This window comes from Acinetobacter nematophilus (genome assembly GCF_026344175.1).
GTDB classification, from domain to species: domain Bacteria; phylum Pseudomonadota; class Gammaproteobacteria; order Pseudomonadales; family Moraxellaceae; genus Acinetobacter; species Acinetobacter nematophilus.
On record NZ_JAPKMY010000014.1, the window covers coordinates 26,970 to 52,280 of the forward strand.

The 25,311-nt window shown below is 38.9% G+C and carries 24 protein-coding genes; 13 read left to right on the forward strand and 11 right to left on the reverse strand.

Annotation, left to right across the window (positions count from 1 at the left end):
- The first annotated feature begins 195 nt into the window (after nt 1-195).
- Together OSH00_RS18790 and OSH00_RS18795 are read left to right on the forward strand one after the other, a co-directional pair.
- Nucleotides 196-735, forward strand: a complete 540-nt coding sequence (locus OSH00_RS18790) for a cysteine hydrolase family protein (RefSeq protein ID WP_266131693.1) — start codon at nt 196-198, stop codon at nt 733-735.
- Between the two features lie 289 nt (nt 736-1,024).
- A complete protein-coding gene (locus OSH00_RS18795; RefSeq protein WP_266131694.1) occupies nt 1,025-1,990 on the forward strand; it encodes a TerC family protein in 966 nt (321 codons plus the stop codon).
- A gap of 89 nt (nt 1,991-2,079) precedes the next feature.
- On the opposite strand, the gene OSH00_RS18800 is transcribed toward OSH00_RS18795, so the two are convergent.
- Complete coding sequence (locus tag OSH00_RS18800; RefSeq protein ID WP_266131695.1) at nt 2,080-2,703, reverse strand: nucleotidyltransferase family protein; 624 nt, start codon at nt 2,701-2,703, stop codon at nt 2,080-2,082.
- Nucleotides 2,704-2,919: 216 nt separating this feature from the next.
- On the opposite strand from OSH00_RS18800, the gene OSH00_RS18805 reads away from it, so the two are divergent.
- On the forward strand, nt 2,920-3,300 hold the full coding sequence (locus OSH00_RS18805) for a hypothetical protein (protein ID WP_266131696.1): 381 nt from the start codon (nt 2,920-2,922) through the stop codon (nt 3,298-3,300).
- 36 nt (nt 3,301-3,336) lie between these two features.
- Nucleotides 3,337-4,497, forward strand: coding sequence for a glutathionylspermidine synthase family protein (locus tag OSH00_RS18810; protein WP_266131697.1), 1,161 nt, complete (start codon nt 3,337-3,339; stop codon nt 4,495-4,497).
- 133 nt (nt 4,498-4,630) lie between these two features.
- On the opposite strand, the gene OSH00_RS18815 is transcribed toward OSH00_RS18810, so the two are convergent.
- A complete protein-coding gene (locus OSH00_RS18815) occupies nt 4,631-5,104 on the reverse strand; it encodes a hypothetical protein (RefSeq protein ID WP_266131698.1) in 474 nt (157 codons plus the stop codon).
- 220 nt (nt 5,105-5,324) lie between these two features.
- On the opposite strand from OSH00_RS18815, the gene guaD reads away from it, so the two are divergent.
- The 3 genes from guaD to OSH00_RS18830 all read left to right on the forward strand — a co-directional run bounded on the left by guaD (nt 5,325) and on the right by OSH00_RS18830 (nt 8,196).
- Entirely contained in the window at nt 5,325-6,641 is a 1,317-nt protein-coding gene (gene guaD, locus OSH00_RS18820; protein ID WP_266131699.1) for a guanine deaminase, read from the forward strand.
- A 577-nt stretch (nt 6,642-7,218) separates the two neighbouring features.
- A complete protein-coding gene (gene hpt / locus OSH00_RS18825) occupies nt 7,219-7,746 on the forward strand; it encodes a hypoxanthine phosphoribosyltransferase (RefSeq protein WP_196075912.1) in 528 nt (175 codons plus the stop codon).
- A 198-nt stretch (nt 7,747-7,944) separates the two neighbouring features.
- Entirely contained in the window at nt 7,945-8,196 is a 252-nt protein-coding gene (locus tag OSH00_RS18830) for a GlsB/YeaQ/YmgE family stress response membrane protein (protein ID WP_196075911.1), read from the forward strand.
- A 65-nt stretch (nt 8,197-8,261) separates the two neighbouring features.
- Here OSH00_RS18830 and OSH00_RS18835 read toward each other — a convergent pair whose 3' ends face one another.
- A complete protein-coding gene (locus tag OSH00_RS18835; protein WP_266131700.1) occupies nt 8,262-8,963 on the reverse strand; it encodes a DsbC family protein in 702 nt (233 codons plus the stop codon).
- A gap of 114 nt (nt 8,964-9,077) precedes the next feature.
- A complete protein-coding gene (gene dmeF, locus OSH00_RS18840) occupies nt 9,078-10,097 on the reverse strand; it encodes a CDF family Co(II)/Ni(II) efflux transporter DmeF (RefSeq protein WP_266131701.1) in 1,020 nt (339 codons plus the stop codon).
- Between the two features lie 87 nt (nt 10,098-10,184).
- On the opposite strand from dmeF, the gene OSH00_RS18845 reads away from it, so the two are divergent.
- Both OSH00_RS18845 and OSH00_RS18850 read left to right on the forward strand, forming a co-directional pair.
- Nucleotides 10,185-10,451 carry a metal/formaldehyde-sensitive transcriptional repressor gene (locus tag OSH00_RS18845; protein WP_266131702.1) on the forward strand — a complete coding sequence of 89 codons (267 nt, stop codon included), beginning with the start codon at nt 10,185-10,187 and terminating at the stop codon, nt 10,449-10,451.
- A gap of 161 nt (nt 10,452-10,612) precedes the next feature.
- Nucleotides 10,613-11,791 carry an MFS transporter gene (locus tag OSH00_RS18850; RefSeq protein ID WP_266131703.1) on the forward strand — a complete coding sequence of 393 codons (1,179 nt, stop codon included), beginning with the start codon at nt 10,613-10,615 and terminating at the stop codon, nt 11,789-11,791.
- A gap of 27 nt (nt 11,792-11,818) precedes the next feature.
- Here OSH00_RS18850 and OSH00_RS18855 read toward each other — a convergent pair whose 3' ends face one another.
- From OSH00_RS18855 to rpmH, 6 genes are all read right to left on the reverse strand, one after another.
- Nucleotides 11,819-12,181 carry a NirD/YgiW/YdeI family stress tolerance protein gene (locus tag OSH00_RS18855; protein ID WP_266131704.1) on the reverse strand — a complete coding sequence of 121 codons (363 nt, stop codon included), beginning with the start codon at nt 12,179-12,181 and terminating at the stop codon, nt 11,819-11,821.
- Between the two features lie 134 nt (nt 12,182-12,315).
- The gene (gene mnmE, locus OSH00_RS18860; RefSeq protein WP_266131705.1) at nt 12,316-13,680 is read right to left on the reverse strand and encodes a tRNA uridine-5-carboxymethylaminomethyl(34) synthesis GTPase MnmE; all 1,365 of its coding nucleotides are present in this window, start codon (nt 13,678-13,680) and stop codon (nt 12,316-12,318) included.
- 90 nt (nt 13,681-13,770) lie between these two features.
- A complete protein-coding gene (gene yidC, locus OSH00_RS18865) occupies nt 13,771-15,507 on the reverse strand; it encodes a membrane protein insertase YidC (protein WP_196075904.1) in 1,737 nt (578 codons plus the stop codon).
- Between the two features lie 5 nt (nt 15,508-15,512).
- A complete protein-coding gene (gene yidD / locus OSH00_RS18870) occupies nt 15,513-15,833 on the reverse strand; it encodes a membrane protein insertion efficiency factor YidD (protein ID WP_005034824.1) in 321 nt (106 codons plus the stop codon).
- 9 nt (nt 15,834-15,842) lie between these two features.
- On the reverse strand, nt 15,843-16,235 hold the full coding sequence (gene rnpA / locus OSH00_RS18875) for a ribonuclease P protein component (protein WP_004823984.1): 393 nt from the start codon (nt 16,233-16,235) through the stop codon (nt 15,843-15,845).
- A 33-nt stretch (nt 16,236-16,268) separates the two neighbouring features.
- Entirely contained in the window at nt 16,269-16,403 is a 135-nt protein-coding gene (gene rpmH / locus OSH00_RS18880; RefSeq protein WP_000831329.1) for a 50S ribosomal protein L34, read from the reverse strand.
- A 699-nt stretch (nt 16,404-17,102) separates the two neighbouring features.
- Between rpmH and dnaA the strand changes: the two genes are divergently transcribed.
- The 4 genes from dnaA to gyrB all read left to right on the forward strand — a co-directional run bounded on the left by dnaA (nt 17,103) and on the right by gyrB (nt 23,385).
- Nucleotides 17,103-18,497, forward strand: a complete 1,395-nt coding sequence (dnaA, locus tag OSH00_RS18885) for a chromosomal replication initiator protein DnaA (RefSeq protein WP_266131706.1) — start codon at nt 17,103-17,105, stop codon at nt 18,495-18,497.
- A gap of 110 nt (nt 18,498-18,607) precedes the next feature.
- The gene (gene dnaN / locus OSH00_RS18890; RefSeq protein ID WP_196075963.1) at nt 18,608-19,756 is read left to right on the forward strand and encodes a DNA polymerase III subunit beta; all 1,149 of its coding nucleotides are present in this window, start codon (nt 18,608-18,610) and stop codon (nt 19,754-19,756) included.
- A 25-nt stretch (nt 19,757-19,781) separates the two neighbouring features.
- Nucleotides 19,782-20,864, forward strand: coding sequence for a DNA replication/repair protein RecF (gene recF, locus OSH00_RS18895; protein WP_266131707.1), 1,083 nt, complete (start codon nt 19,782-19,784; stop codon nt 20,862-20,864).
- Nucleotides 20,865-20,916: 52 nt separating this feature from the next.
- A complete protein-coding gene (gene gyrB / locus OSH00_RS18900) occupies nt 20,917-23,385 on the forward strand; it encodes a DNA topoisomerase (ATP-hydrolyzing) subunit B (protein WP_266131708.1) in 2,469 nt (822 codons plus the stop codon).
- 171 nt (nt 23,386-23,556) lie between these two features.
- Here gyrB and OSH00_RS18905 read toward each other — a convergent pair whose 3' ends face one another.
- A complete protein-coding gene (locus tag OSH00_RS18905; protein WP_266131709.1) occupies nt 23,557-24,564 on the reverse strand; it encodes a putative solute-binding protein in 1,008 nt (335 codons plus the stop codon).
- Nucleotides 24,565-25,311: the final 747 nt, after the last annotated feature.

Sequence of the window (25,311 nt, forward strand, 5' to 3'; positions counted from 1 at the left end):
TTTTAATTTAATCAAAGTTATCTAGTCATTATATGATGATCCATGCAAAAGTTCTTTTTCGTTAGTTTATTCACCACCACACTGCATCGGCAGTGTGGTTTTTTGCATTTAAAATAAACTGTAAAAACCAACCCTGCCAAATGTGCGGGGTTATTTTTTGACTCCGTGATTTGACACATCGTTACGGAGAAACCCATGTCAGCCCCTCAAAACAACCAAGCTTTAATTGTTGTTGATATGCAAAATGGTTTGTTTCATGCTTCACAGCCTCCATTTGAAGCTGGTCAATTATTGCAAAATATCAATCAACTGATTGATTATGCTCATCTAAAGCAGATTCCTGTATTTGCAATTCGTCATGTTGGAAGCGACCACACTGCTTTGGCATCCACTAGCCTCCTGACTCAATTGATTGCAGAATTAAATATCGATCATGATCTTGATCATGTGTTGGAAAAAACTCGCCCAAATTGTTTTTTTCAAACTGATTTAGAACAACAACTGAAGTCATTGAATATACAAGAGGTGATTGTTTGCGGTTTAAAAACTGAATTTTGTATAGACAGCACTTGTCGTGCTGCAAAAGATCTAGGATTAAATGTGCTATTGATTTCAGATGCCCACAGTACTGTGGATTCAGCGGTACTCCCAGCCCAGAAAATAATTCAACACCATGCTCAAACACTCAATCAGGCTTTTGTGCAGTTAAAAACCTGTGCTGAATTTTGTACATAATTTAAGCTACATAAAAACACATTCAAAATTTGCACATTTCAAATAAATATGCGATTCTCTGCGCATATAGGAATTTTTTATTTCTTACACAGTTTATTGAACAAGGGGAGTAGCCTCCTCCAATCAGAATATCGTCATTACGCTTTGACAAGCCGGTATCTGAGCATTTTAGCCCACGTTATAAACGCTAAAATGTAGGCAAGACCTTGATCATGTTGATACAGATGTTTAATCATCTGGCAACAGGTCAAGGTTTTTTTATGCCTGATTGCCAGATTCGGAGGAATTGATGGAATCTATAGGCAACCCATGGCTGTATTTAGCGTTCTTCGCTATTGTCATCGTGATGTTACTGATTGACTTTTTAGGCTTTAAGCAAAAAGAAGGTCAAGAAGTTAAAATTAAAACTGCTGCCTACTGGAGTATGGCGTGGGTCAGTGTCGCTGCTTTATTTGGTGGTGGTCTATGGCTGTATTTACAGCAAACTGCGGGTGTTACTGTTGCCAATACTAAAACCATGGAATACTTTGCAGGTTATCTCTTAGAAAAATCTTTGGCGATCGACAATGTTTTTGTTTGGTTGATGATTTTTGCGGCATTTGCGATTCCGCAAGGCTTACAGCGTAAAATTTTACTCTATGGTGTATTAGGCGCGATTATTTTAAGGACTATATTTATCTTCATTGGCGCTTGGTTCGTTCAAGAGTTTTCTTGGGTACTGTATATCTTTGGTGCTTTCCTGGTTTATACAGGGTTTAAATTCCTGAAAGGTCAAGATGAAGAAGAAACCAATATCGAAGATATGGCGATTCTTAAATGGTTGCGTAAACACATGCGAATTACGCCTAAGCTGGAAGGCGCTAAATTCTTTGTCCGTCAAAATGGTGTACTGTGGGCAACACCGTTATTTCTCGTACTCATCTTAGTTGAAGCATCTGATGTCATCTTTGCTGTGGATTCAATCCCCGCAATTTTTGCGGTCACCAGTGATCCATTTATTGTACTCACAGCGAATTTAATGGCTATTTTAGGCTTGCGTGCCATGTTCTTCCTATTGTCTGGCGCTGCATCTAAGATGCATTATCTACCTTATGGTTTAGGGATTATCTTATTGTTCATTGGCTTTAAAATGTTAATGTTGGATGTATTCCATATGCCAATTTGGATTTCTTTGGGATTCATTGTTATTGTCTTGGCCATTACTGCTTGGCTATCGATTCGCCATAACAAAAAGCATCAGGAAATGAGTTTATAAACGAATAAAGCTAAGCCTTCCTCTCGGGAGGCTTTGTTATTTTATAGCAGCGCATAATGAGCAAGGATTGTATTTTTACTACAGCAGGATCATTGGATTTCATGGACTGAAATACATTCTAGATGGTTCTCTCTTTGATCTTTAAGTGGTTCATCTACAATCACGAGTTTATGCCATCGTTGTAGAAAGCGTTTAGACTGGATTCGTTGTAAAAAGGTGGCATAACTGACTAAACGAGCATTCCATCTTAACTTTAACTCAAACAAATCATTGAGCCCAAAAGGTGCAATCAGTTCTAATTGATCATGTTCTTTGAGACGAACAGCAATGGCTGTTGAAGTTTCAACCCAAACAGACAAAGCATCGAATAATGAAGCATATTGACTGATCACATTCCCATCATCGGTTTTGTACCATAAATGAACATAGGCTTGATTAACCACATCCCAATCATTGCCTGGGAATTTTTGTTTTAATTGTTGGCCTAAATGCTGCTGTAGACTCCCTGAATAATCCTTTACATCGTAAAAAACCACATCAATTTCAGTTTTATCTAGACAATAAACCTGATCGTGTAAATTTGACCATACCATATTGCGAATAACCCCTGCACTCAAATAAGCCTCCGCATGTATTTCTCGCAAATACTGTAATCTCATCATCAGTTGAGGGGAGCTATAAATCATCCGTCCAAGTTGTTTTGCGTAATTCATGATGCTCTCTGTTCAAGGCTATTTCGCAATTACTTGTTGTCTAAATGATTTGAATATCGATTTATTTTCAAACAATTATCCAGATAAAAAACAATTTTATAGATCACAGACTGTACATTCAACATACATCCTCCTATCATACAGCGCATAAAACAATTTCTTTTTATCATGTTATAAAGCAAATAGATAAAAATACTCGATGATCTAAGGCTAATCATGCGTTCAAAAAAAATCAGTCTGGTTGTAGTCCCTCTTTTAATCACGGCATGTAGCAACAACAATAAACCCCTTGTTCAAGATGTTTATAATAGCCAGTATGACTGTTCTTATGATTGGAATACTGACTTGTGTGAAGAAGAAACAACAGGCAGTTCCTCCAGCAGCCATTCTTCAGGTGGGTACTATGGCGGCGCTCGCTATATCGGTCCACAATATTACGAAGGCAATCGCAAAGTAAATTATTTAGGACGTAAAGTTGAACCGTCTACAAATCTAAGTGTTGGACAACCGCAGATTTCTCAAGTCACCAAAAGTAATAGCAAATCTTCGCCTGTACGTGGTGGTTTTGGTCGCAGTGGATTCTCCTTTGGGGGTTAATCTTATGTTCTACGCAACCTGATGATTTAAAATCTTATGAAAAGAAAATGCTTCCAAGCTCGTCCAAATTGGCAACAAGAACACGAAAAAATTGGCTTTGATTACTACAATTTACCTTCTCTTGATGGCTCAATTTACTGGTCTGAGGGCGTCGCTTATGAATTTACTTTAAAGCAAATTGAACAACTTGAAGATGCCGCCAATGAGTTGCACCAAATGTGTATGCAAGTTGCAGGAGAAATGATTCAAAAAGGGAATTACCCAGCTTATTTTCAAATTCCACAGGCAGCCATTCCACTGATTGAACATTCATGGCACCACCACGCACCCATGCTCTATGGTCGCTTTGACTTTGCCTATGATGGTCGTCAAATCAAAATGCTGGAATACAATGCAGATACACCAACAGGTCTACTCGAAGCCTCCGTCGCTCAATGGCATTGGATTGAACAAGTTGAAAATATTCCGCACCGTGATCAATTCAACAGTATCCACGAAGATCTGATTAAACGCTGGAAAACTATTTTTCCACGTGGCTCGCATATTCATTTCGCTGCTTGTCAAGAAGCAGGGCGTGAGGATTGGGGAAATCTCGAATATTTAATGGATACTGCATTTCAAGCAGGGCATCGAGTGTCCGAACTTTCGATGGAAAATATTGGATGGGATGGACAAAACTTTGTGGATTTGAATGATCAACCGATTGATCAGCTATTTAAACTTTATCCTTGGGAATGGGTTTGGGAAGAAAACTTTTCTCAATATTTAAAACCATCAACCCAATGGGTCGAGCCTTGTTGGAAAATGCTACTGTCAAATAAAGCAATTTTGGTCGAGCTTTGGAAAAAGTTTCCACACCATCCTTATTTACTTGAATCACATGCCTTTAATGCCCATGTTTCGTTACAAGGCAAATGGGTGAAAAAGCCAATTCTCGCCAGAGAGGGTGCCAATATCCGTGTGCTAGAAGATAACATTGATCAGGGCGCTGCTTCAGGAAGCTTCTACTTTGATGATTATGATAAATACGGTTATATTGCGCAAAAATGGGTCAACACCCCATTATATGACGGTAAACTTCCGACACTAGGCCTTTGGATGGTTGGACATAGTTGTGCAGGTATGTCGATTCGAGAAGATGAATTTGACATCATTGGGAATGATGCCCATTTTGCAGCACATTATTTTGTAGAATAATTTTAAACTGACCAGTATCCAGTACAACATTGTCATTATTTTGGCAATTAAACACAGAACAATCTCTAAATGTCATATGTGGACTGGGGGATTTGTCCAGACAGACAAATCCCTTTTACAACGGTGCTTATGGTTAAATTGTATGATCAGCAACACGTTTCATATATTGATTTAAACGTATAAAAAACATAATCTGCAAAAAAATCGTAAAGGCAGAAACACACCATTCATACCACATTTCAAAAGCAGTATTTTCCAGATTAAAAAATTGATAAATGCTGAGCAGAATCAAACCAAAAGCAATTCCCGCAACAGTGGTCTGTAGCAGGATAGGGAATGAAAGCGCAGTGACACGATTCATAAAATGTACCCCATGATCACCCCCGTTTGCGGAATAGCAACGTTGAATGCCGACAAACATAATGATCAGCGTCAATACGCCTTCTAAACCAATCACACGAGCATCATAATAAGGTGAAAACATACCATAGTAATAAACCGCACTGACCACTAAAGCGGCGATCAAATAATAATTTTTATAATGGCGTTTTTCTAAAGTATCTTCTGCAAGTTCATGCGCCAAGGCTCTGGTATTCCAAAAATACATAAATATTATTTTCTCTTATTTCGATCATTTGCCGACACTGTACCTATTCTTAGATTAAAGATAAAGCCACAAATTCAAATAATCGTCTGATGCTTTTCATTTTTTTACAATCTCCTGCATGAATTCCATTTTCAGCACACTGGAAAATAGAACTGCTTACAGCAGCTTCAATAAATTTCAGGTACAATCAATCGAAAAAAGGATAAATTGCAGGTTTTACATGTCTTCTGTTGTGCAGAAAACGGCGATTCGCGGACGTTTTTTAGATATTCAAAATAGCGTTTCCCAAGCCACTCAAATCTTAGGACAAACTCGTTATATCGAAGATGGGTTATTGATTACCGAACAAGGTAAAATTATTTGGTTTGGTGATTGGGAAGCAGGGCTGTCGCAACTAACCGATGATATGCGCATTGATCATTATCCTGACCAGTTGATTGTGCCTGGTTTTATCGATACTCATATTCATTTTCCACAAACAGAAATGGTGGGTGCCTATGGTGAACAATTATTAGAATGGCTCAACACCTATACCTTTCCAACAGAAATTCAATTCGCGGATAAAAACTACGCAGATAAAATCGCACAGTTTTTTGTTCATGAATTACTAAAAAATGGCACAACGACAGCACTGGTATTCTGTACAGTACATCCGCAATCTGTGGATGCTTTATTTGAAGCTGCTGAACGCCACCAAATGCGCTTAATTGCGGGTAAAGTGATGATGGATCGGCATGCACCAGAGGCGCTGACCGATACTGCTGAAAGTGCGTATACTGACTCAAAAGCACTGATTGAAAAATGGCACGGTAAAGGTCGTAATCTGTATGCCATTACGCCACGCTTTGCACCGACATCAACACCGGAACAGTTGGCAAAAGCAGGGCAATTAAAAGCAGAATATCCCGATGTATATGTGCATACACATTTAAGCGAAAATAAAAATGAAATTGCTTGGGTCAAAGAATTATTCCCTGAGCAACAGGGATATTTAGATGTCTATCATCATTATGGACTGACAGGGGAGCGTTCTGTTTTCGCCCATTGTGTTCATTTAGAAGAACAAGAATGGGATTGTATGCACGCAACTGATTCTGCAATCGCATTCTGTCCAACCTCCAACTTATTTTTGGGTAGTGGCTTATTTCCATTAAAAAAAGCATGGGAAAAACAAGTCAAAGTCGGTCTTGGAACCGATATAGGCGCAGGTACCGCATTTTGCCACTTACAAACACTCAACGAAGCCTACAAAGTTCAACAACTGCAAGGCGATAAACTTTCAGCCATGGAATCGCTTTATCATGCAACGCTTGGCGGTGCAAAAGCGCTGCATTTAGATGATCGATTGGGCAATTTCAATGTAGGCAAAGAAGCTGACTTTATTGTGCTGAATCTAAAGGCAACAGCATTACAGCAACTGCGCCAAGAGCGAGCAAAGAATATTGAAGATGCGCTATTTGCCTTGTTTACCATGGGAGATGACCGCAATATTCAAGCCACCTATATTTATGGACAAAAAGTCTATGAGCAAGTCTGAAAAAAAGCCTAAATCATCACCATCCAAGAAAAAGCTGATTTTGATAGGCGGTGTTTTTATTGCATGCGCACTGTTATTAAAACGTGATGCGCACTAGGGGCTGTGAACATTTCATAAATGGCTTGCGTGGTAGGTTAAAATTAAGCAGGCAAGGCATGAAATGAAGAGAATAGCGAGACTATTTTTAAGTTTCATAACGTAGCCTGAGATAATTTTAGCCACAACCCTGAGCAAGAACAAAGTACTGCTTTGTTTGCAGCGCAAGGCGTAGCGGGGACTAGCGTGTTTTTTGTCGCTTCTTCGTTACCTTGCGAAACGATGTTTCTCATCATTTAGAATGACTAAATTTCATATTTCGCGCCTAGAATCACCTAAAAAACACACCTAGTCGCAAACATAGACAAATTGTCCACAGACCCTAGATATTGAGCTTCAAATTTAGACATTTACATTTTCAAATCGCAAAAAGGATGCATCTTCACCTGATATGTTTTAAAATTATGCCATCTTTTAGGGTGTTGCTAGTCAACACCTTTTTTAATTTTAGAATTTGGTGTTTAAGTTTTAGGTATTTCCCATGACTGTTGAAATGAAAGTAATGATTTCTGCTGAAGAAATTCATGCAAAAGTTCAAGAACTTGGTAAAAAAATTGATGCACATTATGCCAACAGTGATAAAGAACTGGTTTTGATTGGCCTATTGCGCGGTTCCGTGATTTTTATGGCGGATTTATGTCGTGCCATTACTAAAACTCACGAGCTCGATTTTATGACGGTTTCAAGCTATGGTGGCAATACAACATCCTCTCGAGACGTCAGAATCCTAAAAGATTTAGACGGAGAAATTCGCGGAAAAGATATCTTGGTGGTGGAAGATATTATCGATTCAGGCAATACACTGAGCAAAGTCCTAGAAATATTAAGTACACGTCAACCGAATTCAATTGAACTGTGTACTTTGGTCAGTAAACCTTCTCGCCGTGAAATCGACTTAGACGTGAAATTTCTAGGCTTTGAAGTGGAAGATAAGTTCATTGTGGGTTATGGCTTAGATTATGATCAAAAATATCGTCATATTCCATTTATTGGAGAAATTGGTCTATAAGATCATCTCCGCTCAGTCCATTTTACCTAAACTGATTGAAGCGACTACGGTCGCTTTTTTATGACTTCTCACAAACCATAGAACAAAAATGCAACAACTTGTAGCAAATCCAATCTTTTACTTCCTGTCAAAATATTTGAATATTAATTTAATTCGATGCAGTAACTCACGACAAAATAAAGAAAAAGGAGAAAGATTATGATGTCATTGATTAGTGCCATTGTGATTGGTTTTATTGCAGGTCTGATTGCTCGAGCAATCCATCCTGGTGATGATAAAGCAGGTTTTATTGTGACTACAGCGTTGGGGATTGTGGGTTCTTTGGTTGCTACCTACGGCGGTCAGTTATTGGGACTCTACCCGAAAGGCGCATCTGCAGGTTTTATTGCCTCAGTAGTGGGTGCAATTATCGTGTTGTTTATTTACAACATGATTGCCAAACGAACTTAAAGTTTTTGTTTTGAGATAAGCACCCGGATCCGGGTGCTTTTTTTATTGCCTTTAAACTTATCGTTTTATAATCCAAATTTGTTCCATAACTTCTCAATTTCTTCAGCAGGGTAGGCACCCATTGCTTTATATCCATTGGAGAAAATAATTGCTGGTGTACCGTGTAGCGCTAATTTTTTGCCCAATTCTAAATTACGCTCTATCGGTGTTGAACAATTTGCTGGTGCAGTGGGTTTTACCCCATTTTGAATCAAATTTTTCCATGCATATTCACGATTTGCCGAACACCATACTTGCTTTGCAGGCAAAATAGATTGTGCTTTGATCGGATAGATAAAAGTATAAATTGTCACATCATTGAGTTTAGCTAGATTCCCTTCAAGCGTTTTGCAATATGGGCAATTTGGGTCAGAAAAGATGGCTAGCTGGCGTTTTCCATTCCCCCTGACTGTTTTTACGGCATCATTAAAAGGAAGACTTTTAAAATCAACCATATTTTTTTCAACAACGAGATCTTTGGTTAAATTATGTTGATCTTTTAAGCGAATCATAGAACCAACAAATATATGTTGAGCATCTTCATTGATATACACGATTTGATTATCTAACGTACCACTATACAGACCTTGCATCTCAGTAGTCTGTAAATGCTCAATTTTGACATTGGGATAGTTTTTGCTGAGTTTTGCTTTCACAGTTTCAATACTGGCAAAACTACTCCCACAAAAAGCAAAACTTAAACTCAACGCAATGATGTGCTTTAACATAAATCAAAAATTCACAATATATTGTCAGTTATTAAAACACAGTTGCCTGGTGAGCTTGTTTGAAAACTGTGATTAAACCAACTTGAGTAAAATATGCTCGACTCAAATTCAAAGTTACACTGAGTTGGTAAATTTAAGTCCCAGTGATGAAGTTTCACGTGGAACCGAGCTGAAAATCGCTATTTGATTAATTTCGACAGAAATATGGACCAATTCGTTGTGAATTGATAATGCTTTACGAATTTGATCAGCATTTAAATTTTGGTCAGTTGATTCAAGTGCCAAAATGACTGAAAACTTGGCTTTGCCCACCTTCCAGACATGAAGATCAGTTATTTTGGCGTCTACTTTAAGACCTGTAATGACTTCACGGATTTCATCCACGACAACATGATCCATTTCAGCATCCAGTAAAGTTTTGCCTGTTTCTTTAATAAGACCAAATGACCAACGCCCAACTAAAATTGCGCCAACAATACCCAAAGTCGCATCCAAAAAATCCCAACCAAAATATTTACCTGCATATAGTGCGATAATTGCCAAAACGGAGGTCAATGCATCTGCTACTACATGGAGAAAAGCCGCTTTTTGATTTAAATCATGGCCATGATGGTCAGTATGATCATGTGAATGATGGTGATGGTGATGGTGATGGTGATGGTGATGGTGATGGTGATGGTGATGGTTATCATGCAGCAACCATGCACAGATTAAATTGATCAATAAACCTAAAATAGCAATGAGAATCGCTTCATTATAATGAATCTGAACAGGATGAAATAAACGTTGAATCGATTGAAAAGCCATAAATAAAGCCACAACCATGAGTAAAATTGCACTGCTATAACCTGCTAAAATTTCTATTTTCCATGTACCAAAACTAAAACGAAAATCCTGCGCATAATGGCGCGCAGCTCGATAAGCAGCATAAGCCAAACCGAGCGCCAACATGTGTGAACTCATATGCCAACCATCAGCAAGCAATGCCATCGAATTAAAAATCCAGCCTCCCAGAATTTCGAACAGCATCATTAAACCTGTCAAAATAGTTGCCCATAAAATTTTCCTTTGTGCCAATGGATTACCTTCATCAAACTGATGAGTGTGTTCACGTTGTATAGTTTTAAATTGCATGTGGGCATGATCCTATATACTCCCTATGAGTATATTATTTTATTTTCAAATATACTATAAGGGAGTATATTTTTAACGGATCAGTTTATGAGTCATATTCATCAAGATAAAAAAGTCCTTAATCGTGTCAAACGTTTAAAAGGACAGCTGAATGCCATTGAAGAAGCATTGAATGATCAAAGTACCTCGTGTATTTCGGTTCTCCAACAAGTCGCGGCAGTGAAAGGGGCGGTCAATGGTTTAATGAATGAATTAATTGAGCAACATCTGACTGAGCATGTGATTCAAGATCCTGAAGCTGTTGATGCAAATGAATTACAAGAATTTTTAAAATTACTTAAACGCTATTCATAAACGAATTTATCTATTGAAGATCAGATCAACTGTTGAAGTTTTAATTGACCCTCTGCGGATTAAGTTCTAAGCTTTTCTCAATATATGATTTCTCCACAGCCGAACCTGCTATCTTTTCGGCTTTTATTCGCAAGATTATTTGCACATTAAGTTCTAGATCTATGAATCAGCAATCATGGCGTCCATTTTTAATGGTGAGTCTTGCCTTATGTATTGGCACGATCGGTACTGCACTTGCAAGCCCTTTATACCCAATATATCAAGCACTCTGGCATCTGCTTCCAAGCCAAATTACTTATATCTTTGTGGCATATATGTTTGGTTGTTTAACCACATTGCTGTTTTTAGGACGCATGAGCAATAGCTTTGGGTTTATTCGAACCTTACAAATCGGTTTATTATGTGCGGTTATTGGTCTGACTTTCTCTGTGTTTGCCAGCAATAGCTATTATCTTGGCTTTGGTCGTTTTATAATCGGAATCGCTTCTGGGTTAATCAGTACTTCTGCGATGTTGGGTTTAATCTATACCATTCCCGATTCCCATAAGCAAAATGCAGCACAGTTAAGTTCGATTATTACAGTCATTGGCTTCGGGCTTGGCCCCTTTATTGGTGGTCTGATTGCACAGTTTTCAGCCCGTCCACTGATTACCCCTTACTTACCTGTCATTGTTGCAGCACTGCTGAGTCTGTTCAGTTTATTTCGGATTAAAACTGTTCAATTTGAAAAACAATCTTTTTCAATTGCTCCTCATCTACAATTACCAGACGTACAATTTAAAAGCTTATTTTATATCACCAGTTTTAGTGCATTTTGTGCTTTCGGATCATTCAGTTTATTTGCATCTTTAGCGCCCTCTTTTATACGTGATGTTATTCCCTGGCACGGTCCTTTGGTCAGTGGCGCAACCATTGCCAGTATTTTAATGGTTTCCGCGATCGCTCAATTCACTGCCAAATCAATGAACATGCACAAAGCACTCAATATTGGACTGATTTTATTCATCAGTAGTTATTTGGTTTTGTCAGTCTGTTTACTGATGCATTTGAGTTTTTTATTTTTTATCAGTGTGATACTGGTTGGCATGGGACATGGACTCAGTTTATTGAGCGCTTTTGCATTGGTTCACCAGATGACCCAAATCGAAAATCGTGCTGCCGTAGTTTCCACATATTTGTTTATTGCTTATTTTGGTACGATTGTGCCGATTATTTCCGCAGGGTACCTATCGGATCATTTTGGTTTAATGATCGGCGTTTTAAGCTTCTGTGCAGGAGTCGGTGCATTATGCCTCTATTTGTTGATCCAACATTTAAAAACAATACCCCATAAAGGCTAGACGCTTAACGCCTAGCCTTTAAATCAATTATGGAACGATATCAATTTTCACCACTTCGATATCGGTTGGTTTATAACGATGTGTATCTACTTCACCCACGATTTTTACTTTAGTCCCTGGTTTCAGTTTTTTTAAATCAATCAGATCATCATCTACTTCAATTCCGATTGTTCCCGTACCGTCTTTTAATTCATAATGTTCATGCTTAATTTGACGCACAATCGAACCCGTTAAAGTCACGGCAGTTTCGTCACTGGCGCGTAATGCTTGTTGAATGGTGAGGTTATTTTTCGCTGCTTCTTGAATAATCACATGATCTGCTTTACTCGCCCAGACATTTGAAGTGATGGCTAATACTGCAAGTGAAAGCAATAAAGGAGCTTTTTTCATCATACACCCTTTTAAATATGTTATTGATATTACGGTAAACAATTCAAACCCAGATGTAAAATCAGCTTACAAAAGCACAACTTTTCATTAAAAAAGCTGACACTTGGTCAGCTTTCATGTATGTAATTTTTGGCTTATTTGCCAATACAGAATGACCCGAAGATAACCCCCAGTAGATCATCAGCACTAAAATCCCCTGTGATTTCGCCTAAAGCGTTTTGGGCAAGTCGTAATGATTCTGCCACCAACTCTCCTGCATGATATACCACAAGTTGCTCATGTGCCTCTGCCAGATAGCGCTGAGTGCGCTTCATTGCGTCTAAATGGCGAGTTCGTGCGATAAATGTGTCTTCCTCTGGCTGAAAACCTGCATGCGCTGTAATCGCATCTATGAGCGCTTGAACACCTACATCCTGTTTCGCAGAAACAGTGATGTGACGAAAACCTTGATAATCCTTTAATTCAGCAGATTGATGGGTGAGATCACACTTATTGCCTATCAGCATCAAACGCTGATGATCTAAATGGTTTTCAAAGTAATTTTGTGCAAGTGTTAAAGGATTTTCACCTTGACTCAAATCATAAACCAAGAGCAATAAATCAGCTTGCTCAATTTCTTTAATTGCACGACGAATACCTTCTTTCTCGACGATATCGCCTGTTTCACGCAAACCTGCAGTGTCCGTTAAAGTGATCGGTAAACCATTTAAGCTAATTTTCTCATGCAATACATCACGTGTAGTCCCAGCAATATCCGTCACAATGGCACGATCATTTCCTGCCAAGGCATTCAGCAAGGAAGATTTCCCTGCATTGGGTTTGCCTGCAATCACCACTTGCAGACCTTCACGCAGTAGTTGTCCTTGACGAGCAGATTGCTGTACCGCGGACACTGAAGCTTGAACTTCTTCTAGCAGACTCAGTATTTTCCCATCTGCCAAAAAGTCAATTTCTTCCTCTGGAAAATCAATTGCAGCTTCAACATGCAAGCGTAAATGAATCAGTTTCTCCAGCACAGTATTTACTTTATTGGAAAACACGCCTTGTAGGGAACGTACCGCAGAGCGTGCCGCAGCTTGCGAGGTTGCATCAATCAAGTCAGCAATTGCTTCCGCTTGTACCAAATCCATTTTGCCATTTTCAAAGGCACGCATGGAAAACTCACCGGCTTTGGCTGCAGTTGCACCAAGCTCCAATAAGCGTGTCAGTAGCGCGTTTTGAATCACAGGTCCGCCATGTCCCTGTAACTCCACCACATCTTCACCAGTAAAGGAATTTGGATTGGGAAAACAAATGGCTAAACCTTCATCCAAAATATCGCCTTGTGCATCAAAAAACTGACGAAAACCAGCAAAACGTGCTTTGGGAAGCTCCTTTAGTGTCAAAGCTTGCGCAATACTGTAAGCCTTTGGTCCAGAAAGACGAATCACACCTACACCACCACGTCCTGGTGGAGTCGCAATTGCGGCAATTGTGGTTTGGTTTACAGGGTTAGTCATCTACATTTACTCAAACTTTGACAATAAAAAAATCCGCCTAAGATTACCATCTTAAGCGGACTTTTTCAGCTATTGCTTAATCGTTAAGGATTAAACAACTTCATTTTCAACTTTGGCTTTCGCAACACTTTTATTGATAAACCATTGTTGTAGGATCGTGATCGAGTTGTTCACAATCCAGTATAAAACCAAGCCGGCAGGGAAGAACAGCATAAATACTGTAAACATGATTGGCATGATTTTGAAGACTTTAGCCTGCATAGGATCAGTCGGTTGCGGGTTCAACATTTGTTGAACAAACATCGTCACCCCCATGATCAATGGAAGGATAAACCAAGGATCCATTGCCGATAAGTCTTGAATCCAAAGCATCCAAGGTGCGTGACGAAGCTCTACGGATTCCATCAGTACCCAGTACAATGCTAAGAAGATTGGCATTTGTAAAAGTAAAGGTAAACAACCCGCCAAAGGATTGACTTGCTCGCGTTTGTAAAGCGCCATCATTTCTTGAGAGAAACGCATACGGTCTTCACCAAACTCTTCTTTCATGCGTTGCATTTCTGGTGCAATCACACGCATTTTTGCCATAGAACGGTAGCTCTTAGACGACAATGGCCAAAGAATAAGTTTAACCAATACAGTCAATAAAATGATTGACCAACCCCAGTTACCCACCAGGTTATGGAAGAACTGTAAACCTGCAAATAATAATTTGGCAATTGGCCATAACCAACCATAGTCTACAGTTTGGTTTAAACCTACAGCTAAATCTTTCAATTCAGACTGGATTTTTGGACCAGAGTAGAAAGTTGCATCAATGCTCATGGCTTTACCCGCTGGAACATTAATGGTTGGTGAAGTAAATCCAATGATATTCATACCATCGGCTGATTTACGTGATTCCAATTTTGCCGTGTATTGCTGACCACCGAAGTGACCTGGCATCCAAGCACTTACAAAATAATGCTGAACAATTGCAACCCAACCACCTTTTGCTTCAGTGTTGAGTTTTTCATCCGTAAAATTCGCAAATTTTAGCTTGTTATAATGCTCATCTGGTGTACCCCAAGCGCCGCCCAAATAGGTTCCAAGTGTGAAAATACCTTGAGAGGTTTTTCCTGGATCATCTGAGTTATCACGCTTAATCTGACCAAACATTTGTCCTTGCCAATTTTGCGTACTACGGTTTACAACCTGATAGCTGACATCAATTGGGTATTGACCTTGTTTGAAGCTAAACGTTTTGATGATTTCAACACCATCCGCTGTTTTAAATACCATCGGAACAGTTAAGACTTGAGAAGATTTACCTTCTTTGTCTTGGGTGGCTTTAGCATCAGCAAGGGTATAAGCATTTTTTTCAAACGAATAGCTTGGGCGATCTGGTTTACTGTCTGGACCATTCAATCCAATTAAACCAGATTGCGCAACATAGGTACGCTTTGCATCACTTTCAAGCATAACAAAAGGCTGATCACTGTCTTTGCTCTTGTCATGATTCAGTAATTCAATACGAACGATATCACCACCTTTCGGGCTAATCCAAAGATGATAAAGATCAGTTTGTACTGAAATCAATTGTTGATTTGCTGTGGCTGGTGCAGCTGTATTTTGTTGTGCAGCAGCTATATTTGCTTGTGGAACATCGCTAGAAGCCGAATTTGCTTGACCTTTTGGCAAATCAGCAGACACATCATGCGCAACAACAGCCTGCGGAGTCGCAGCTTTTGTTGCATCATGACCATAGTCTTTTTGCCAAGCCAAAATAAGCAAATATGCGGTGACTAACATGGCCCCAAGGATTGCAAACCTGGCCCATTGTTGCATATCTATTACCCCAAGTGGTTAGAGTGATTTTGGTTCAATAAACGTTCACGCAAGGGTACAGGAACATGAAGCGTTTGAGAATCTATTTGCTGAAACGAAATAAAACGAATTGTTTTTTTTGGCACGGGATCATAACCATACCCGCCCCAAGGATGGCAACGGCACACGCGTTTTGCAGCCAACCAGCTACCTTTCATTGCGCCGTGCGTATGGATTGCTTCTAACGAATATTGAGAACAAGTCGGAATATAACGACAACGGGGTCCAATGAGAGGACTAATCGCAATTTGATAGAAACGAATCAACCAATGCAATAAACGAATCATTGGTTTCCTCTATTTTTGAGGGGAAGATTGAGCTATTTTATGGTGCTTTTTAACGATGCGTTGCAATTTTAGCCAAGCAAATTGTAACTGCTGAAAAAGTTCAGCATTGGGTACTGCTTCTATACCGACTTTAGGCATGACCACAATATCCAACAGATCAATATTTTGCTGATTTAAGCGAAAACTTTCACGCGTTAAACGTTTTATTCGATTTCTTTCGTGCGCACGGCGCACTTTTTTCTTAGCAACAACAATACCCAAACGGCTTTTAGGCTGTTCGGTCACTTTTGCTAAGAATATAAAATGGGGTTGATGCACTTTAAAAAGCGCACCATCAAATACACCTTTGTAATCTGCAGCGCAGTGGATTCTCACCGCTGGACTGAAACTATAAAGAGACATAACACCCAAGTCGTGTATTAACTGTTTAACGAATTAAACAGTTAAGCTGTGACGACCTTTTGCACGACGGCGAGCTAATACTTGACGACCAGCCTTAGTAGCCATACGAGCACGGAAACCATGAACGCGCTTACGCTTTAATTCAGATGGTTGGAATGTACGTTTCATATCGAAACTCCAAAATTGATCTTTCTAAAGGTTCGCGATTGTATTGTGCATTCTTTATGCTGTCAATGAATATACACATATCTCTTCTATATTTGCTCATATTCGTTGCATTTTTACCCACATGAAATTTTAACTGTCTTTCAAGCCATAAAAACAACAAAAAAAGTATTCACAACATAACTCATTATTTTATAGTATAAATAAGAGTTACCAACAGATATATCCTCAAAGTTATCCATAACTCCATCCAGTTTTAAATTTGTTTCCATATTTTTAAATTTAAAAACCTGCTAGTTTTGAATTTAAATTCATAACTTGAAGGTTATCCACAAAAACATGGCTTCTTATAAATAAATTCAAATTTAAAATTTAAATTTATTATTATTAGTGTTGATTATTTCTGTGGAAAACAGGTTTTTTCCAATAAATATTCAATATTTAAGTTGTGGGTATCTGTGTTTTTATTAATTTGATAGATTGTGGATAAGTTTATGTGATAATTTATCCACAGCATGTGGAAAACCTTATCCACAAGTGCTTTGAATTTAAATTTATTTACAGAAGGTTGCTTTTTTGAGCGAATTTGCTTGAATTGTTCATGACAGATGTGGATAACTTGGTTAGAATGGCGACCCCTTTATCTATAGGGTAGGGGGATGTCGTGTTTTTTGAATTTAAAATGGAATAGAGGAGTTTCACATGCTTTGGACGGACTGCTTAACTCGCTTGCGACAAGAGCTCTCTGATAATGTCTTTGCCATGTGGATTCGTCCGTTGGTTGCAGAAGAAGTTGAAGATACTTTAAAACTGTATGCACCTAATCCATACTGGACACGCTACATTCAAGAACATCATCTAGAACTGATTTCAATCTTGGCGGAGCAATTATCTGAAGGCCGTGTACGTAAAGTTGAAATTTTGGTTGATTCACGTCCGGGTGCAATACTCTCTGCTGCCGAACAACCGGCAACAACCACTGCTGCTTTAGAACAACATGCAAGCCCGACTGTTGCATCGCCAAAACTAAAAAAAGACAAAGAGCAAGATGCTGTTTCTGCAAAAAATGTTAAAAAGAGACAGCTTAACCCATTATTTAATTTCGCTTTATTTGTAGAAGGCCGCTCCAACCAAATGGCTGCTGAAACATGTCGTAAAGTTTTGACTCAGTTGGGTGAATCTCAGCATAATCCGCTATTTCTGTATGGTCCAACAGGTCTGGGTAAAACACATTTGATGCAAGCGGTTGGAAATGCTTTATTACAGGCGAAACCCAATGCGCGCGTGATGTATATGACTGCCGAAAGTTTTGTTCAAGACTTTGTCAGTTCTCTGCAGAAAGGTAAGGTTGAGGAATTTAAAAAGAATTGTCGTTCTTTGGACTTATTGTTGGTGGATGATATTCACCTATTGGCGGGTAAAGAAGCCAGTCTGGTTGAATTTTTCTATACATTCAATGCCTTATTAGATGAGTCTAAACAAATTATTTTAACTTCGGACCGTTATCCAAAAGAGTTGACCGAACTTGATCCTCGTTTAGTCTCACGTTTTTCTTGGGGATTGTCTGTTGGTGTAGAACCTCCTGATATCGAAACTCGCATCGAAATTTTGCTGAAAAAAGCTGAAAGTAGCGGTATTGATCTACCCCGAAATTGTGCATTATTTATTGCCCAACAAGTGGTTGCCAACGTTCGTGAGCTTGAAGGCGCCTTGAATAAAGTTGTAGCAATATCCCGATTTAAAGGTGCAGCGATTGATTTGGAAGTGGTTCGTGAATCACTGAAAGACGTTTTAGCCATTCGTGCACGAACCATCAGTACGGAAAATATTCAACGTGTGGTGAGTGAGTATTTCCGTATTCCCCTGAAAGAGCTGGTGGGTCCCAAAAGAACACGCATATACGCTCGACCGCGCCAATTGGCTATGGGCTTGGCTCGTGAATTAACAGGGGATAGCTTCCCGGAAATCGGTATGGCATTTGGTGGCCGTGATCACAGTACAGTCATGCATGCTTGTGAAAAAGTGCAGAGCTTGCGTGATGAAGATCCAATTTTTAATGAGGATTATAAAAACCTCATGCGCCTGTTACAAAGCTAAAATTTGTACAAATTTTACGCTTGCAATGCGGCATAAACTGCCGCATAGTACGTCATTAAAAAAATTTATTATCTGTCTTTTCTGTCAAATTTAGTTAGAGGATTTCCACCGTGCGTTTGAAAATCGCGAAAGAGAGCTTACTCAATGTTTTATCCCATGTGGTTGGAGCTGTTGAACGTCGCCATACTTTGAATATTCTTTCAAACGTGAAAATTCAAGCTACAAATCAAGCGCTTACCATTACTGGTTCAGATTTGGAAGTGGAACTGGTTGCCAGCACAACTTTAGCTGAAGGTGCATGTCTACAAGCGGGTGTAACCACTGTTCCTGCGCGTAAATTGGTGGATATCTGTAAGTCTTTACCCACGGCAGCATTGATTGATTTACAGATTACTGAAGATCAGCGCTGTATTTTAAAATCAGGGAATAGTCGCTTTGTTTTGGGGACTTTGCCTGCTGAAGATTATCCACTATTGACCAATGAACATAGTCAAGGCACACAAGTTCAAGTGACTGAACGTGAATTGAAGCGTTTATTTGAAAAAACCTCTTTTGCAATGGCCGTGCAAGATGTGCGTTTTTATCTGACTGGAACATTATTGGAAATTGATGAAAATCAACTGCGTGCCGTGACGACTGATGGTCACCGTTTAGCGCTGTGTGAAACCTTGGCATCATCAACTGCAACGCAGTTGGTTCAAGCCATTGTTCCACGTAAAGCTGTAGGGGAATTACAACGTCTTCTCAGTATTGAAGATGAACAATTGACCTTATTGATCGGTCGTGAGCTGCTGAATGTAACCATTCAAACACCTAGCCGTGATAAAGAGCAAGGTGATATTACTGTACGTTTCACGACAAAATTAATCGATGGCAAGTTCCCAGACTACCGTCGTGTGATTCCACGTGGTGGCGATAAAGTGGTTCATATCCCGCATGATGTGTTTAAGCAATCATTACAACGGGTTGCGATTTTAAGTAATGAAAAATTACGTGGCGTATTTTTGAACTTTAATGCAGATTCTTTGCAATTGCGTGCAAACAACCCTGAGCAAGACGAGGCGATTGAAGATCTAGCGATTCAATATGCCAATGCACCTTTGGAAATGTCTTTCAATGCACAATATATTTTAGATGTATTGAGTGTGTTAGATGGTGAAGATGTTGCAATGACAATGTCTGAAGCAAATCAGTCTGTATTGGTTCAAGACCCAACACAATCCAATCAGACTTATGTTGTCATGCCAATGCGTGTTTAATTGATTTAATTTTAAATCATTTGTTATGCATATTACGCGTTTAAATATACAGCGTGTTCGAAATCTAAAAACGGTTGCCCTCCTTGAGTTGCAACCGTTTAATGTTTTTTATGGACAAAATGGATCCGGTAAAACCTCAATTTTAGAGGCGATTCATTTGTTGGCAACAGGACGTTCTTTTCGAACCCATATCCCAAAAAATTACATTCAAAATAATCAAGCTGACGCCATTGTATTTGCTCAGTCCCTGACTGAAAAGATTGGTATGCAGAAGCTGCAAAGTGGTGAGCAACTGATTAAGGTCAATGGCGACACTGTGGCAACCCAAGGGCAGCTTGCTAAAATTCTACCTTTGCAGCTGATTGATCCACTCAGTACCGATATTATTGACCATGGGGCCAAGCCACGGCGTCAATTGCTTGACTGGTTGATGTTTCACGTGGAACCGGATTTTTATCATGCATGGCAATATTATTCGCGAGCTTTAAAACAACGCAATACATTGCTCAAATCACAACGCAATCTATCTTTGAAAGATTTGGAACCGTGGAACAAAATGCTTGGCGATTATGGTGAAATGTTGCATTCTCAACGCGTTGAAATTGTTGATCGGTGGAAGGAATATTTACAAGAAGATTTGGCACAGTTACTCCCGGATTTAAGCATTGAAATGGAATATAGTGCAGGGTTCCATGTGGAACATGGTTTAGCCAATGACCTTATTCAATATCATCAAAAAGATGTCGATCGCCGCTATACTGAATATGGTCCGCACCGTGCCGACATCCGACTGAAAACTCCAATGGGAGATGCTGATGTGGTACTGTCCAGAGGGCAAAAAAAGTTACTCATAATGGCGTTAAAACTCTCACAAATTGCCATGTTACATGCCTGTAATAAGGAAACTGTGGTATTATTAGATGATGTAACAGCAGAATTAGATTTAAGTGCACAACAACGTTTAATTGAGCGATTGAGCCAGCTTGGTAGTCAAGTTTTCATTACCACTTTAGACCATGAATCAGTAAAAAAGCATTTGCTTGATTTGTCTATTTCCTACCAGTTATTCAAGGTGGATCAAGGTCAGGTAAGTGTTGTTGCAATATGATTTTAGATTTTAGCCAATTTTGGAAAGACCTATTTTTCACTAGGGAGAAACCATGAGTTCAGAAGATCAAATCGCTTCTCAGACAGAACAAACCAATGAAAAGGCTTATGATTCCTCTAGTATCAAAGTATTACGTGGTCTAGATGCGGTTCGTAAACGTCCTGGTATGTATATTGGTGATACTGATGATGGTTCAGGTTTACACCATATGGTTTTCGAAGTTGTCGATAATGCGATTGATGAAGCCTTAGCAGGTCATTGTGATGAAATTTTGGTAACGATTCACGAAGATGAGTCGGTAAGTGTTGCCGATAATGGACGTGGTATTCCAACAGATATCCATCCAGAGGAAGGTGTGTCTGCAGCAGAAGTGATTCTGACCATTCTTCACGCTGGCGGTAAGTTTGATGATAACAGCTATAAAGTTTCAGGTGGTTTGCATGGTGTTGGTGTTTCGGTTGTAAATGCACTCTCAAGCAAACTTGAATTAACGATTCATCGTGCTGGACATATTCACCAACAAGAATACAAACATGGCGATCCTGTATATCCATTGAAAGTGATCGGTGATATTGAAACGACAGGAACAACCGTGCGTTTCTGGCCAAGCGCAGAAACCTTCAGTCAAACGATTTTTAATGTTGATATTTTGGCGCGTCGTTTACGGGAGTTATCTTTCCTAAACGCTGGAGTCCGTATTGTCCTTCGTGATGAACGTGTTGCTTTAGAACATGTCTTCGATTTTGAAGGGGGCTTATCTGAATTTGTAAAATACATCAATCAAGGTAAAACCCACCTCAATGAAATCTTCCACTTTACCACCCAGGCTGAAAATGGGATTGGTGTTGAAGTTGCTTTACAGTGGAATGATACTTATCAGGAAAATGTTCGTTGCTTTACCAACAATATTCCACAAAAAGATGGTGGAACGCATTTGGCTGGTTTTCGTGCAGCATTGACACGTGGCTTGAACAGCTACATGGAAAATGAAAACTTACTTAAAAAAGAGAAAGTTGCGGTCACGGGGGATGATGCTCGTGAAGGCTTAACAGCTATCGTTTCAGTGAAAGTGCCAGATCCTAAGTTTTCATCACAAACCAAGGAAAAATTGGTATCCAGTGAAGTGAAACCTGCGGTAGAGCAAGCCATGAATAAGGCTTTCTCCGAATATCTGTTGGAAAATCCTCAGGCAGCAAAATCGATTGCCGGTAAGATCATTGATGCAGCACGAGCGCGTGATGCAGCTCGTAAAGCACGTGAAATGACCCGTCGTAAAAGCGCGCTTGATATTGCGGGTTTGCCAGGTAAATTGGCAGATTGCCAGGAAAAAGATCCTGCACTTTCTGAACTCTATTTGGTCGAGGGTGACTCTGCGGGCGGTTCTGCAAAGCAGGGGCGTAATCGTAAGATGCAAGCCATTCTTCCGCTGAAGGGTAAAATTCTCAATGTCGAACGTGCTCGATTCGATAAGATGATTTCATCTCAGGAAGTCGGGACATTGATTACTGCATTAGGATGCGGTATTGGTCGTGAAGAATATAATCCTGACAAGTTACGTTATCATAAAATCATTATCATGACCGATGCGGACGTGGATGGTTCACATATTCGTACTTTATTGCTCACTTTCTTCTTCCGTCAAATGCCTGAGCTGGTAGAACGTGGTTATATCTACATTGCACAGCCTCCTTTGTATAAATTGAAGAAAGGCAAACAAGAACAATACATCAAAGACGATGAAGCGCTTGAAACTTATCTGATTTCAAATGCAATTGATGAATTGGAATTGCATGTAAGTGCTGATGCACCTGCTATTCGTGGTGTAGCACTGGAAAAAGTGATCTCAGATTATCAAACTTCACAAAAAAGCTTGAATCGTTTAACGCTACGTTATCCTGCGACTTTGCTTGATGGTTTGTTGAGTCTGGATGCATTCAAACTTGATCAACATCATGAGCAAGATTATGTGCAGCAATGGGCTGAAAAACTTCAATCTACTATTGCAGCAATGCAGCCTAGTCTGCGTCCAGAATTGAGCTTGGAAGCATTTGATAAAGAAAATGCAGATGGAAGTAAAACGACAATTTATTTCCCACGCATCACCGTTTATGTACATAATTTGCCACACAGTTATTTATTAGATGCAGGTTTACTCGCATCGAGTGAATACAAACGTTTATTGCAAAATTCGAAGAGCTGGTTCAGTCTGTTAGAAGATGGCGCTTATTTGCAAAAAGGTGAGCGTAAAATTAACGTTTCAAACTTCCATCAGGTTTGGCAGCACATCTTAAGCGATTCACGTCGCGGCATGATGATTCAACGTTATAAAGGTTTGGGCGAGATGAATGCGGAACAACTTTGGGAAACCACAATGGATCCTGAAAACCGTAATATGCTCCAAGTAACCATTGATGATGCAATAGAGGCAGATCGTATGTTTGCATGTTTGATGGGAGATGATGTAGAACCACGTCGTGCTTTCATTGAAGAAAATGCACTCAATGCTGATATTGATGCTTAATTGATGATATGCATTGTAAAAAGGGAATAAACTTTGGTTTGTTCCCTTTTTTTATTGTACCGATATTTATTTAAATAAATGTTTTTTTAAATTTAAATCAAAAATTAGGCATAAAAAAACCAGTTCATAAAAACTGGTTTTTTAGTTCAAACAAGTCGCTACTTAAATGTATTATTCACCGCCAAGTGTACATTCAAAGTTTGCTTTATCTACCGAACAACGTGCTTTCTTCAATACAGACATCATACCTGCATCATAAATACCTTGTTTAGTTAGCTCTAAGCGACCATCACGCATTAACTTTTGATATTTTAGTTTATCTTCAGCAGTTAAGTTCATTTTGTATTTTGCTGGAATGGTTGCTTCCAAGCGGTTGATCATTGCAAAACTTTTTGGCAAGTTTTTCACAAAATAATCACGAGATTTTTGACCAAAGCCAGCTGGGAATTTCTCTGGGCGAATCACAAAGTCAGCGGTTACTTGTAGTACAGGGAAGTTAAACATCGCTCCATTTGCACCTAAACCTTTTTGAATTTCAAGTGGTTTATAAGCATATGCAGGTGCACCAACCATATCAACCTGACCATTGTTGAATTTAGCAACAAAGTTGGTGATATCTGATGGTACGGCTTGCGCGCCTACACGCTGTACCAGTATTTTTTGAGCATTATCATAACTCAATACCGCAAATTTCTTACCTGCAGCTTTTTCAATTGAGTTGATGTTTTTATCACGAACGAAAATAAATGCTGAACCTAATGGGGCAATCCCTGCAACTTCGTATTTTTTACCACCTAAGGTTGTGGTCATTTTTGCTGCATTACGTGCATCTAAAGCAAAAGTAATGGCTTTTTGTGCAATCGCATTACTTGGTACACCGCCAATTGAATCGATTGAACCTACAAATTTATTATACTGACGTGCTCGCATCGCGGTCATGAACACGCCATCACATTTACCTGCTTTAAAGTCATTATCAGCAACAGCTTCGTCTTGTTTAGGGATAAGATTAATATCTGCACCCCAACTTTTTGCTGTCAATGCCCATTCTTGAGCCATCTGAAATGATTCACCAGATTTACCCAATAAGTCGAATACACAAACATTAATAGCAGCTTGAGATGCTGAGCTCACTCCAAGCAAAGAAGTAGCGGCAATAGCGTATGCAATTTTTTTCATATTTTCGTCCTGATCTATTTGTTCATCTTGAGGAACTTTCCTTAAGCGCAATATTAATCAGCTTTGTTTGAAAAAAATAGAGTATTTACTCCATTTATTTTAATTTTTTTGATAATTATTGTGAACTAGTTGGTTCATTTTATTACATATCATTCATTTTCATAATTAAATCAATTTTTTAAGCAAGCGATAGTGGTTTTATTACAAATTGTTTGTATGTAACAAAATTGTGTAATTTTCACTATTTTTGATCAACTTAATTTGCTTTTTTTAATTAGAGGGACACTAAAAAAGCGACGAATGGATAAATTTTATACTTGAATTGTGATTGATTCTTGATCAAAATACTGTTGATAAGTCTGTGGGTAATTCTTGGTTTAAAACGAATCTTGACTGTAGAATGTACAATTTTTAATTTTAAAATACGATAAAAAATCTTAAAAAATGCAGGATGAATATTGGAAAAAATAGGAATTAAATCTGAGTTATCCACAATTATCTGATCAGAAGAGTTTAAATTTGAACAAAATTTAGTAGAAAATACTGTCACGAGTGATTATTTAGTTATTTTAATATGTTCCACGATAGATTTTTTAATTATAAATAAAAGTTATGTGTTTTTTAGGGATTTTAGAAGGCTTGAGTCAAAAAATTATTCAATAAAACAGACTGGATATTTTCCGTATCAAAAAAGATCAACTAGGAAGAAATGCTTTACTGATGTTGAATCTGCATCAAGAACGCATT

Excerpts from the sequence above, each read along its gene's own strand:
- gyrB (WP_266131708.1), top strand. The coding sequence starts at position 20,917 with ATGAGTTCAGAAGATCAAATCGCTTCTCAGACAGAACAAACCAATGAA.
- OSH00_RS18815 (WP_266131698.1), bottom strand. The coding sequence starts at position 5,104 with ATGTATTTTTGGAATACCAGAGCCTTGGCGCATGAACTTGCAGAAGAT.
- OSH00_RS18845 (WP_266131702.1), top strand. The coding sequence starts at position 10,185 with ATGAGTCATATTCATCAAGATAAAAAAGTCCTTAATCGTGTCAAACGT.
- OSH00_RS18790 (WP_266131693.1), top strand. The coding sequence starts at position 196 with ATGTCAGCCCCTCAAAACAACCAAGCTTTAATTGTTGTTGATATGCAA.
- recF (WP_266131707.1), top strand. The coding sequence starts at position 19,782 with ATGCATATTACGCGTTTAAATATACAGCGTGTTCGAAATCTAAAAACG.
- OSH00_RS18835 (WP_266131700.1), bottom strand. The coding sequence starts at position 8,963 with ATGTTAAAGCACATCATTGCGTTGAGTTTAAGTTTTGCTTTTTGTGGG.
- yidD (WP_005034824.1), bottom strand. The coding sequence starts at position 15,833 with ATGATTCGTTTATTGCATTGGTTGATTCGTTTCTATCAAATTGCGATT.
- rpmH (WP_000831329.1), bottom strand. The coding sequence starts at position 16,403 with ATGAAACGTACATTCCAACCATCTGAATTAAAGCGTAAGCGCGTTCAT.
- rnpA (WP_004823984.1), bottom strand. The coding sequence starts at position 16,235 with ATGTCTCTTTATAGTTTCAGTCCAGCGGTGAGAATCCACTGCGCTGCA.
- OSH00_RS18800 (WP_266131695.1), bottom strand. The coding sequence starts at position 2,703 with ATGAATTACGCAAAACAACTTGGACGGATGATTTATAGCTCCCCTCAA.
- OSH00_RS18805 (WP_266131696.1), top strand. The coding sequence starts at position 2,920 with ATGCGTTCAAAAAAAATCAGTCTGGTTGTAGTCCCTCTTTTAATCACG.
- dmeF (WP_266131701.1), bottom strand. The coding sequence starts at position 10,097 with ATGCAATTTAAAACTATACAACGTGAACACACTCATCAGTTTGATGAA.
- guaD (WP_266131699.1), top strand. The coding sequence starts at position 5,325 with ATGTCTTCTGTTGTGCAGAAAACGGCGATTCGCGGACGTTTTTTAGAT.
- OSH00_RS18830 (WP_196075911.1), top strand. The coding sequence starts at position 7,945 with ATGATGTCATTGATTAGTGCCATTGTGATTGGTTTTATTGCAGGTCTG.
- OSH00_RS18810 (WP_266131697.1), top strand. The coding sequence starts at position 3,337 with ATGAAAAGAAAATGCTTCCAAGCTCGTCCAAATTGGCAACAAGAACAC.
- yidC (WP_196075904.1), bottom strand. The coding sequence starts at position 15,507 with ATGCAACAATGGGCCAGGTTTGCAATCCTTGGGGCCATGTTAGTCACC.
- OSH00_RS18795 (WP_266131694.1), top strand. The coding sequence starts at position 1,025 with ATGGAATCTATAGGCAACCCATGGCTGTATTTAGCGTTCTTCGCTATT.
- hpt (WP_196075912.1), top strand. The coding sequence starts at position 7,219 with ATGACTGTTGAAATGAAAGTAATGATTTCTGCTGAAGAAATTCATGCA.
- OSH00_RS18850 (WP_266131703.1), top strand. The coding sequence starts at position 10,613 with ATGAATCAGCAATCATGGCGTCCATTTTTAATGGTGAGTCTTGCCTTA.
- OSH00_RS18905 (WP_266131709.1), bottom strand. The coding sequence starts at position 24,564 with ATGAAAAAAATTGCATACGCTATTGCCGCTACTTCTTTGCTTGGAGTG.
- dnaA (WP_266131706.1), top strand. The coding sequence starts at position 17,103 with ATGCTTTGGACGGACTGCTTAACTCGCTTGCGACAAGAGCTCTCTGAT.
- mnmE (WP_266131705.1), bottom strand. The coding sequence starts at position 13,680 with ATGACTAACCCTGTAAACCAAACCACAATTGCCGCAATTGCGACTCCA.
- OSH00_RS18855 (WP_266131704.1), bottom strand. The coding sequence starts at position 12,181 with ATGAAAAAAGCTCCTTTATTGCTTTCACTTGCAGTATTAGCCATCACT.